The organism is Candidatus Angelobacter sp., from assembly GCA_035607015.1.
Taxonomy (GTDB): Bacteria; Verrucomicrobiota; Verrucomicrobiia; order Limisphaerales; family AV2; genus AV2.
The window spans coordinates 1-11,438 of sequence record DATNDF010000436.1 but is presented as its reverse complement, the minus strand read 5'-3'; the positions used below and the strand labels follow the sequence as shown (position 1 = coordinate 11,438).

Annotated in this window: 8 protein-coding genes; 5 read left to right on the top strand and 3 right to left on the bottom strand. The window is 60.1% G+C overall.

Going from position 1 to position 11,438, the window contains the following annotated elements; genetic code table 11:
• The 5 genes from VN887_17630 to VN887_17610 form a co-directional block, all read left to right on the top strand.
• Nucleotides 1–2,328, top strand: a 2,328-nt coding sequence (locus VN887_17630; protein ID HXT41833.1) for a CehA/McbA family metallohydrolase, incomplete at its 5' end; no start/stop codon positions are given.
• A gap of 241 nt (nucleotides 2,329–2,569) precedes the next feature.
• Complete coding sequence (locus VN887_17625) at nucleotides 2,570–3,202, top strand: HEAT repeat domain-containing protein (GenBank protein ID HXT41832.1); 633 nt, start codon at nucleotides 2,570–2,572, stop codon at nucleotides 3,200–3,202.
• Nucleotides 3,199–4,386, top strand: coding sequence for a HEAT repeat domain-containing protein (locus VN887_17620; GenBank protein ID HXT41831.1), 1,188 nt, complete (start codon nucleotides 3,199–3,201; stop codon nucleotides 4,384–4,386). The genes VN887_17625 and VN887_17620 overlap by 4 nt, the downstream gene beginning before the upstream one ends.
• Before the next feature lie 14 nt (nucleotides 4,387–4,400).
• Nucleotides 4,401–5,282: a HEAT repeat domain-containing protein gene (locus tag VN887_17615; protein ID HXT41830.1), complete on the top strand. Its 882-nt coding sequence runs from the start codon at nucleotides 4,401–4,403 to the stop codon at nucleotides 5,280–5,282.
• Nucleotides 5,283–5,290: 8 nt separating this feature from the next.
• Nucleotides 5,291–5,818 (top strand): O-acetyl-ADP-ribose deacetylase, encoded by a 528-nt coding sequence (locus VN887_17610; GenBank protein ID HXT41829.1) that lies wholly within the window; start codon nucleotides 5,291–5,293, stop codon nucleotides 5,816–5,818.
• Nucleotides 5,819–5,859: 41 nt separating this feature from the next.
• Here the strand turns inward: VN887_17610 and VN887_17605 are convergent, their stop codons facing one another.
• The 3 genes from VN887_17605 to VN887_17595 form a co-directional block, all read right to left on the bottom strand.
• Nucleotides 5,860–6,330, bottom strand: coding sequence for a Uma2 family endonuclease (locus tag VN887_17605; protein ID HXT41828.1), 471 nt, complete (start codon nucleotides 6,328–6,330; stop codon nucleotides 5,860–5,862).
• Nucleotides 6,330–9,053, bottom strand: a complete 2,724-nt coding sequence (locus VN887_17600; protein HXT41827.1) for an excinuclease ABC subunit A — start codon at nucleotides 9,051–9,053, stop codon at nucleotides 6,330–6,332. The genes VN887_17605 and VN887_17600 overlap by 1 nt, the downstream gene beginning before the upstream one ends.
• Nucleotides 9,043–11,438 (bottom strand): excinuclease ABC subunit UvrA (locus tag VN887_17595; GenBank protein HXT41826.1); only part of this gene is annotated, 2,396 nt, incomplete at its 5' end. The genes VN887_17595 and VN887_17600, both read right to left, overlap by 11 nt.

Below are 11,438 nucleotides of genomic sequence, written 5' to 3'. Positions count from 1 at the left end.
TGCCGACGAGTTTCCATTTTGATCACCACGTTCTCTCTGTTCTCTGCGGCACTTCACGTCGCAAGCGCGGCGGAAACACACGCGCTGCCAAGCGTCCAGGGCGTGGAACTTCAGCCGTTGATCGCGCAGGCGAGGCGCATCGTTGAAGCCACCGATTACCTCGGCACGCCATTCAGCGCCGCGGACAAGCAGGCGCTGGAAGCGGCTTTCAAGCAGACCGACGCCGACGCCGCGGGCGAAGCCATCCAGCAGGTTCTCGATAAATACTGTCTGCTGGGCGTGAACATCAATCCAGAGTCTCGCGTGAAGGTGGCACAAGGTCCGGCCAAACCGGAATTGACCGAGAAAGGCTGGCGCCAGTTTCTCGTCAAGGTCCACAACGAGGCCGGTGTGACGGCCGAACTGAAGGCGGTGAGTATCAACGCCCAGTCCGTCCACAATTCGCCCGGGCGGCAGACGACTTCCGACAAACAGTTCCGCCGACGGGACGCTGGTCCCTCCGAGGCGGACGAACGAAATCTCTGGCTGGATCTCCAGATGTTCAGCGGCCAGCCGCTTCGACTGTCGTTGAGCGGTCTGCCGCTGGAGTACCGGATCATCCAGCTCTACAGCCGCGATACGGGGAAACGCGACGGCAAGATTTCGTTCAACGTCGGCCAGGGCACGCAGGACATCGGCTATCGCAACGACGTGGATGTCCTGTTCGATTGCGTTCCGGCCAGCGAAGTAACCTTCCATGTGCGAGACGAAAACGACAAGCCGACGACGGCGATGTTCATCATCCGCGACAAAGCCGGTCTGATTTATCCCTCACAGGCGAAGCGCCTGGCACCGGATTTCGCGTTTCATCCGCAGGTCTATCGCGCTGACGGGGAAAAAGAGAAACTGCCGCCCGGTGAATACACGGTCGAATACACGCGCGGACCTGAGTATCTGACGAAAACGTCGGCGCTCAAGGTGGATGGCAAAAGAGCCACCTGGTCGTTCAAACTTGAACGGTGGATTGATCCGTCAAAGCTCGGCTGGTGGTCGGGCGACCATCACATTCACGCTGCTGGTTGTGCGCACTATACCAAACCGACCGAAGGCGTCCACGCGCCCGACATGATGCGCCACTGCCTGGGCGAAGACTTGAAAGTCGGCTGCAACCTCACCTGGGGTCCGTGCTTTGATTATCAGAAACAATTCTTTACCGGCAAGGACGACAAGGTGTCGGTCTGGCCCTACCTGTTGCACTACGACGTGGAGGTTTCGGGATTCGGCTCGCACAATTCCGGCCATCTCTGCCTGCTGCGGCTGAAGGAGGAGATTTATCCGGGCGGCGATTCCGACAAGCACTGGCCGACACTCTGCCTGAACACGCTGCGTTGGGCGAAAAAACAGGGCGCAGTCTGCGGCCCGGCCCATTCCGGGTGGGGACTGCAAGTCAACACGGACGAACTCCCGAATTACATCGTGCCTCCGTTCGACGGCATCGGCGCGAACGAATACATCGTGGACGTGACGCATGAAGTTCCCGGACCCGACGGCAAGCTGGTCCGCGCGGTGGATTTCATGTCCATGGTGGACACGCCGTCCGTCTGGGAATTGAACATGTGGTATCAAACACTCAACGTCGGATTTCGCACGCGCATCAGCGGCGAGACGGATTTTCCCTGCATCTATGGCGAGCGCGTCGGTCTGGGCCGCTCCTACGTGAAACTCGACGGCAAACTGAACTATGCCGACTGGTGTGAAGGGATTCGCCAGGGCCGCAACTACGTTGGCGACGGCAAGAGTCATTTGCTGGAGTTCAAAGTCAACGGCACGGCGATGGGTGAGAACGGCAGCGAATTAAAACTGTCCCAGCCGGGGGCTGTTCACGCCACCGTCAAAGTCGCCGCACTGCTCAACGAAAAGCCGAATCCCGAAATCAAGAACCGCCGTTACTCCGACAAGCCCTACTGGGACATTGAGCGCGCACGCATTGGCGACAGCCGCGAAGTGCCGGTCGAGCTGATTGTGAACGGTTACCCCGTCGCGAAGCAAAACCTCGTGGCCGACGGAACGATGCGCGACCTGGCGTTCGACGTGAAGATCGACCGGAGCAGTTGGGTTGCGGTGCGCATCCTGCCGTCGTCGCACACGAATCCAATCTGGGTGCAGGTGGGCGATAAGCCGGTGCGCGCCTCGAAGCGCAGCGCGGAATGGTGTTTGAAAGGCGTGGACCAATGCTGGTCGCAAAAGCAGCGCTTCATCAAAGCCGACGAAATGGACCAGGCGAAACAGGACTACGATCACGCGCGCCAGACCTATCAGAAGTTGGTGACTGAGTGCGAAGTCGATTGAGCGGATCAAGATGCGATTAAGAGCGGTGCTTGCTTCGAGTTCGTAGAGCTTGTTGCGCTTCGAGATTGAAGCGACGATTCTTTACTGCGTGAAAGGGCGTTATCAGAGATCAGCGCTTGTCTTGTTGGGAGCGATCAGCGTTGCCACAGTGCTTAAGATGGCTCTACGCCCTCGAGAACCTTTCTATCGAGGGAAACCTCTGAGCATTTGGTTGGATGGCTACCATCCCGTCACGTCAGGTATGCCCGAGCAGAAACTCGCGGACGAAGCCGTTCGCCAGATTGGAACCAACGCGATCCCGACGCTATTGCGAATGGCCCGGGCAAGGGATTCCGCTTTAACCCTTAAGCTGATCGGGTTGGCTCGAAAACAGCACTGGATAAAAATCAATCACACCAGCGCTTCAGTCCGGAATATTGAAGCTGTCTATGGGTTTCGACAATTGGGTGCCGATGGCAAAGATGCGGTGCCAGCGTTAATCGAAATCTGCGAACAGAATCTTTCCAGAACATCCCAGGAAACAATCCCCGCTGCTCTGGGGTATATCGGTCCGGCAGCGAAGCAGGCGATCCCGGTCCTTCTCCGATGCGCAACCAACACAAATCCGGTGGTGCGGGGTAATGCCATTTACGCCCTTGGCCAAATTCATGGTGACCCCGAATTGGTCCTGCCTGTTTTGATCAGGTCCTTGCACGACTCTGATCACGGTGTGCGCGGTGATGCTGCATTTGCCGTTGGAGCCTTTGGAGCCAGGCAAGCGGTTCCGACATTATTGGAACTACTCAAGGACGAGTTAGAATCGACAAGGGAAGAGGCGGCGGAAGCCCTTAAGAAAATAGATCCAGCGGCAGCGGCCAATGGGGATGTGAAATGAAACGAGGCCGAATCATTGTGCTGTCCGTTGTTGCGGCGATCGTCATCGCCGCCCTTGGGAACTACGCTTTCCGTCCGCGCGAGCCGATGTATCAGGGCAAGGCGCTCAGCGCGTGGGTGGCGGACCTGGATTATGGCCGGCCGTCGTTCAGTCGAGAAGGTGCGAAAACTGCCGGCGACGCCGTGCGTCAAATCGGGTCCAACGCGGTTCCGAAGCTGATCGAGATGATGCGGGCCACCGATTTCCCGATGAGAAGCAAGCTCGAGGCGCTGTGCTCAAAGCAATCGTTCATCAGGATTTCTTTCGGTCCACCGGCAGGCACACTCCAGTGGCGGGGCGCTTTGGGGATCTATGAACTTGGCCCCGCCGGCGCACCGGCGATCCCCGACCTCGTCAGGCTCCTGACCAATCGTCTCTCGTGGATCCAAGGTCGGGCCGCGATGGCGTTGGGCAAGATTGGTCCGGAGGCCAAGGTTGCAGTTCCCGCTCTCATCCAGGCGCTGTCCGACCGAAACCCCGATGTGGGCGTGTGCATCTGCTCAGGACTGGGCGCCCTCGGTCCAGCCGCACACGAGGCGTTGCCCGCACTGGCGCGATGCCTCGAGGAGACGAACACGACGGTATTCTTGAGGGCGCTGGACGCGATTCAACAGATAGACGTTAAATATCCAGAGGTGATTCCTGTGCTGACGAAGCGATTGGCGACGGATGACAAGCGCATCCGGTATGCAGCGGCAACGGCGCTGGCGTCCCGCGGTTCGGAAGCGCGGTCGGCTGTATCGGCGTTGATCAAGGCACTCAAGGATCCAGACAAGGACATTCGAGAGGCTGCCGCAAGAGCGTTGATCAGGATTGATCCCGACACAGCCGCCAAAGCGGGCGCCGAGAGGCCGACAGGTGAGTCGGGCGGCGGCTCCGCTCCCAAAGTCGCGGTCAATTTCAAGAACGCCCCGGTTTCGGTCGTTCTTGAATTCTACGAAAGTCTTTCTGGAGCCAAATTGGTGATGCAACTCAATCCGCAAATAATTCCGGGCCAGGTGACGCTGCAACCGGTCAAATCTCTTACGCGTGTCGAAGCCATGGTTGCCGTAGAGTCAGCTCTGCTTGATCAGGCGAACGTCGAGTTGAAGCACATAGACAACAAGTATGTCTCGGTAAGTCTAAAAAATCCAAAGGCGCGATGACAAGCTTGAGGTCCATGAAGAGGCGTTACCAGAGGGCGACACTCGTTGCGATCGGAGTGATCGCCTTGGTTTTCCTGCTGGCGATATTGCTGCGCCCGCGCGAGCCGGCGTATCAGGGAAAGAGGTTGAGCCAATGGATGGAAGATTTCGATGGCGATCAGGAAACAGAGGACCGGGCGATGGTTGCAGTGAAGGCGATAGGAACCAACGCCGTGCCATTCCTCCTGGACGTCATTCGCGCGAAAGAGCCGGTTTGGGAACCGAAACTGGTTTGGTTGGAATGGAAATTGATGGGATTGTCAGGCCATCGGGAACCGTGGCCGGGCAACACACCGACCTTCAAACACCAGATGCGCGCGATCATGGCGTTTCAAGCCCTGGGTTCGTCGGCTGAAGTCGCCATTCCAGAACTTACCGTTTTACTCCAGGCCGAAGATACCGCTGGTCACGCCGCCCTGGCTTTGGCAAGCATCGGTTCGAATGCAGTGCCTTCGCTGGCCACGGCTTTAACCAACTCGAATGCTAAAATTCGAGCTTTTACCGCTATCGCATTGGGCGGTGTCAGTTCGGAATCCACAACTATCGTGCCTTTGCTCATCCACTCTCTCAAGGACGACAGCTACAGTGTGCGCGGCATGGCAGCACGGTCTTTGGGCGAACTTCGTCAATTTCCGGAACTGGTTGTGCCCGCGCTTCTCGAAGCTTTGCAGGAGACGAACATTTTTGTCCGTTCTTCGTCAGCCTGGGCTTTAGGCAGACTTGGCGCACCGGCGAAGGCCGCTGTGCCGGCTTTGTTGAAAGCCCAGAGCGATCCGGAAGAACAGGTTTCTCGAGCGGCGGCTTACGCCCTGAAGCAAATCGACCCCCAAGTCGCGTCGAAGACGGATGCCAAATAGGATTCCTGATGCACCGTTGCTTTAATCGAATCGAAGTCGTCGAAGGCGACATCACGAAGCAGCGCGTGGACGCGATTGTGAACGCGGCGAACGCGACGCTGCTGGGCGGCGGCGGCGTGGATGGCGCGATTCATCGCGCCGCGGGGCCGGAGTTGTTGGAGGAATGTCGCGCGCTCGGCGGTTGTCCGACCGGCCAGGCTAAAATCACCAAAGGTTACAGGCTGCCAGCCGAGCTGGTGATTCACACCGTTGGCCCGGTCTGGCGGGACGGCAAGCATGGCGAAGGCGAATTGCTGGCGGGCTGTTATCGGAACTCGCTGACCTTGGCCGAGCAACATGCCGTCAAGACGATTGCGTTTCCGTCCATCAGCACCGGTGCATACGGATTTCCGATGGACCAGGCGGCACTCATCGCCGTTTCGGAAATCAAATCGTTTCTGGAACGAAACAGTTCGATTGAAAAAGTGCTCCTGGTCTGTTTTGGCAGGGAAGCATTTGAGATTCATCAGCAAGCCATGAAAGAGATTGTCGAGTGATCCGCGCCGTTGGGCCATCGGCGGCATACCGCGCCACAGACTCAAGTCCGGAACAATTCGGCGATGGTCACCTGCAGTGCAGGCAGCAGTTGTTCCGTGAGAGTTTCTTTACCCGCGAGAATGCCCTTCAGCATCAGGCCGTATTGCGTCCCGTGATAGACCTCGACGTTGTCGTAGCGCGTGTCAATCATCCAGAGGCGCGGGATGTTCAGGTCCTCGTAAATCTGCTTTTTCATCACCGTGTCGGTCCGGTGGTCGCCGGAACTGATGATTTCCGCGGCAAGCCAGATTTTGCCCGTCGCGGAGGTCACGAGCGCGAGATCCGGCCGGACGCTTGTGCCCGGGGAAAGCTGGACGAACGACCGCCGCTCCAGCAAACGCGTGGTGGAAACCGCGCTGGCCGCCGCGGCGACGAGATCGTGCAGCAGCGAGCAGATGACCTCGTGCCGCGCGCCGGGCGGCAGCCGCAAACAAGTCTCGCCGTCAACGATTTCCTCGTAAGCCTCGCTCATCAACCGCGCAGCACGCTACGGAGAAAACAGCCCGTGTGCGAGCGTTTATTACGCGCCACCTCCTCGGGCGCGCCCTGCGCGACGATCCGCCCGCCGCCGTCGCCGCCCTCGGGTCCGAGGTCAATGACCCAGTCGGCTTCCGCGATCAGGTCGAGGTTGTGCTCGATGACGATGACCGAATGGCCCGCGTCCACGAGCCGTTGCAGCACGTCCACCAGCCGCCGCACGTCGGCGATGTGCAGTCCGATGGTCGGCTCTTCGAGGACGAACAGGTTGCGTTTCTGTTTCGGATCAAACAGGTCGGGCTGCTCCTTCAAGCCGGTGAGCAGGTGCGTGACGAGCTTCACACGTTGCGCCTCGCCGCCGCTCAAGGTCGGGCTGGTCTGCCCAAGTTTGAGATAATCGAGGCCGGTGTCGCGCAACGCCTCGAGCGGACGACGGATGCGCGGGAGGGCGCCGAAGAATTCGATGGCCTCGGCGACGCTCAGCTCCAGGACCTGCGCGATGTTTTTCCCGCCGAATTCGATGTCGAGCGTTTCGCGGCTGAAGCGTTTTCCCTCGCAGATTTCACATCGCACATAAGCCGGCGGGAGGAAATTCATCTCCAGCTTGATGGTGCCCGCGCCCTCGCATTCGGGGCAGCGGCCTTGGGCACTGTTGAACGAAAACCTGCCGGCCGTGTAACCGCGCAGCCGGGCTTCGGGAAGCTGGGCGAACAGTTTTCGGATCTCGTCGAAAAAGCCAACGTACGTCGCGGGAGTCGAGCGGGGCGTGCGGCCGATGGGCGACTGGTCCACTTCGTAAACCGCCTTGATGGATTCAAAGCCCGCGACAGATGGAGCCTCCCGTTCCGCCGGCGGCGTTCCGCGCCTGCGCTTCAGCGTGGTTTCCAACGCCGGCAACAAACACTCGCGGACGAGTGTGCTCTTGCCGGAACCGCTGACGCCCGTGACAACGACCAGTCGGTTGAGCGGGAAGCGAATGGCAAGGTCTTTCAAATTGTTGGCGGCGGCGTTGCGAAGTTCAAGCGCGTGCCGGACATCCTCTCCGTCCTTTGACGAACCGGAAGAGCGCGCAGCCTTAACCGGCCGCCGTTTGCCGCGTGACGGATACTTTTTCGTCGCCTGCGCGCGCAGGCACCGGCCGGTGATGGAATCGCCGTGGCGGAGCAGCTCGTTCAACGTTCCGGCGGCGACAACTTCCCCGCCCCACACACCCGCGCCGGGGCCGAGATCGATGATGAAATCCGCGCGGCGCATCGTTTCCTCGTCATGCTCCACGACGACCAGTGAATTGCCGCGCGATTTCAGAACCGCCAGTGTCGCCAGCAGCATTTGATTGTCGCGCGCGTGCAGCCCGATGGTCGGTTCGTCGAGCACGTAAAGCACGCCGCTCAGATTCGAGCCGAGCTGCGCCGCGAGGCGGATGCGCTGCGCTTCGCCTCCCGACAGGGTCGGCACGCCGCGGCCAAGTTGCAGGTAACCAAGCCCGACCTCGCGCAGGAAGCGCAGCCGCTCACGAATTTCCGGCAGTATGTCGCGGGCAATGCGCGCCTCGCGACCCTTGAATTTCATCGCGCGGAACCATCCAAACGCCCGTTCCACTGACGCCACGGAGAAGGTGTCGATGGTTGGGGCCGTATGGCGCGGCTTCCCTGCTGTCAGACGCACAGCTCGAGCGACGGGGTTCAAACGTTTGCCGCCGCAATCCGGGCAATTCTCCCGTTTGCCTTCCTGCCAGCTCCACCAGCTTTCCTCGATGGCATCCGCGCGCGCGCCGCGGTCCACATCCTCGGGAAGATAAAACAATTCGCCGAAACCGCGGCATCTCAGACACCAGCCCTGCGGCGAGTTGTAACTGAAGTTTTTCGGATCGAGCGGTTCGAACGAACGGCCGCACTTGGGACACGAGCGCTCGGTCGAGTGCACCGTGAGCAACCCGTGATTGTCGAGCGCGAACAATGTGCCATGGCCGAGCTTGAGCGTCTCGTCAATGAGTTCGCGGCCGGGACGCCGCGCTGAGGTGTTCGGTCTGCGCAGCGCGCCGCGGCCACCTTTTTCCAGCACACCCGCGACGATCTCAACATCATGCTCGCGGAAGCGGTCAAGCTTGAATGGATCGCTCGTCGCGTAAATTTTTCCGTCCGCCCGGATTTCAGCGTAGCCGTGCTTCGCGGCCCATTCGGCAACGTCCGAGTGAAATCCCTTGCGGTTCTTCACCACGGGCGCCAGCAGCAGCAGGTCACCGCGCTTCCTCGTCTCTTTTTGCAAACGGCGTCCCAGCTCATCGCGCGTCTGTGCTTCGACCGGCAACTGGCAATCCGGACAATACTGCGTGCCCAGCCGCGCGAAGAGCAGCCGCAAAAAATGGTAGATCTCCGTGACCGTCGCCACGGTGCTCTTGCCGCCGCCGCGCGAGTTGCGCTGCTCGATGCTGACGGTGGGCGGGATGCCGGTGATGAGGTCCACATCCGGCCGCGACAGTTGTTCCACGAACTGGCGCGCATAGGCGTTCATCGAATCGAGGAATCGCCGCTGCCCCTCGGCGAACAACAGATCGAACGCCAGCGTGCTCTTGCCCGAACCGCTGACGCCGGTGACGACGATGAATTTTCCGCGCGGGATGGTGACCGAGAGATTCTTCAGGTTATGCTCGCGCGCACCGTGGATGTGGATGGCGTGATCCGTCGCCAAACCCGCTTCAATTTCCAGTTCAGCTTTCATTTCGGGGCGTCACACTGCAGTGCGAAAATACAAACTCTGGTGAAATGGCAGCACCACCCAAGACCTCGCGCAGGAATCGCCCGGTGTGACTTTGCGCACACGCCGCAACATCTTCCGGAGTCCCTTGTGCGACGATCTGGCCGCCTTCTTCACCGGCTTCGGGACCGAGATCAATCACCCAGTCGGCGCATTTGATCACGTCAGGATTGTGCTCAATGACGATCACTGAATGGCCGGCATCCACGAGGCGTTGAAATACTTTGAGCAGCACCCGCACGTCGTCGAAGTGCAGGCCGGTTGTCGGTTCGTCGAAGAGGAACAGGGTGGACTTCTGCTGTAGCGGCGGTCTATGACCGCCGTCCTCTTGAGGGAGGGATTCTTGCCGGCGGTCATAGACCGCCGCTACAGACTCCGCCAGGTGGCTTACGAGTTTCAATCGTTGACTCTCCCCGCCGGACAAGGTGTTGATTGGCTGACCGAGGCGGAGGTAGCCCAGACCGACTTCGCGCAGCAGTTGCAATTTCCCCACTGCGCGCCGCGCCGGACGCGAGGCCGCAAAGGCAGCGAGGAATTCAATGGCCTCATCAACGGTCGCTTCAAGCATGTCCGCGATGGACCATTCCGGCCTGGCGGCGGCCGAGCCGATGACGTTTCCGCGTTGTCGCGCCTTGCGCCGCGGTTTCCCGCCCTGGCCGGCCAAAGCCTCCCCGGAACCGCTTCTCCGGACTTTTACCTCCAAAATGTGCGGCCGATAACGGCGGCCATCGCAATCCGGGCAGCGGATGAACACGTCACTGAGAAACTGCATTTCGATTTTCTCGAAGCCGGCGCCCCGACAGCGCTGGCATTGACCCTGACTGGAATTGAAGCTGAACGCGCTGGCGTTCAGGCCGCGCTGTTTCGCCGCGCCGGTCTGGGCGAAGAATTCGCGGATTTCGTCGAATGCCCCGATGTAAACCGCGGGATTCGAGCGCGGGGTTTTGCCGAGCGGCGATTGGTCCACGAGAACGGCCGAGCCAAGAAGTTCCCAGCCGGTCAGCGCAACCGGCGGCCGATGATTGGCGGTCGAGGTTGAATCGTCGTCATCGGTTACGGCCCGGTCTGATGCGTCAGGTCCCGGGCCTTGAGATTTGAGCGCGGCTTCGAGCGCCGGAAGCAAGACCTCGCGCACGAGGGTGGTCTTGCCGGATCCGCTGACACCCGTGACGCAGACGAAACGCGCGAGCGGAATTTCAACAGTGAGGTTTTTCAGGTTGTGAAGGGCGGCTTGTGACACAACCAGCGCAGGCGAGGGCGCGTTATCCACCGCGTCCAAACCCTTGAGAACCCCTCCGCCGTGTCTCTTCCGGCCCGGGTGCACGCTGGAATCCGCAGCCGCGGCAGTCGGCCTTCGCCTCGGTGTTTCAATCCGTTTTCGTCCGCTCAAGTACTGCCCGGTGATTGATTCCTTCGCGTTCAGGATTTCACGGTAACCACCCTGAAAGACCAGTTGCCCGCCTGATTCGCCGTGGCCGGGACCGAGATCAACGATTTGATCGGCGGCCCGGATGACGCTGGCCTCGTGCTCCACCACAACCACGGTGTTTCCTAGATCACGAAGTCGTTCGAGAATCCCAACAAGCCGCGAGGTGTCGCGCGGATGCAATCCGACGCTCGGTTCATCCAGCACGTAGAGTGTGTTCACCAGTCTCGTGCCAAGGCAGGTGGTCAAACTCACGCGTTCGGTCTCGCCGCCGGACAACGTGCGGGTCGGACGGTCGAGCGTCAGATAGCCAAGACCGACCTCCGCGAGGTAACCCAACCGCGAACGGACTTCATTCAGAACGAGGCCGATGGGATCGGATGCTTTCATCTGATGGCTCGCCGCCTTTCTTTCGATGAAATGAAGCGCGTTGCGGATGGAGAGTTGGTAGAAATCCGCGAGCGTGAGGGTCGAGTGCAAAGAGGTAGGCGTCGAATGTTTGTCCGATGGCGGCACGCCCGGCTTATCCCGTGTTCCATGCTCCACGCCCGATACTTTGTAAAGCAGCGCCTCGGGCTGAAAGCGTTTTCCCTTGCACTCCGGGCACGGTGTGTAAGCACGGTAGCGCGAGAGAAGGACGCGCACGTGCATTTTGTAAGATTTCGATTCGAGCCACCGGAAGTAGCCCTTGACGCCGTACCACACACGCGGCCACGAACGCTCGGGATCATTTGAATCATAACCGGCGTCGCCTTCGATGACCCAGTCCCGCCATTTCTTCGGCAGTAGGTCGAACGGTACGTTGAGCGGCACACCGCGTTTTTTGCAAAACTTCATCAGATCGTCCTGACACTCGGCGGACACGCCGCTCTGCCAGGGCTTGACCGCGCCCTCCGCGAGGGTCCGGGAGCGGTCGGGAATCG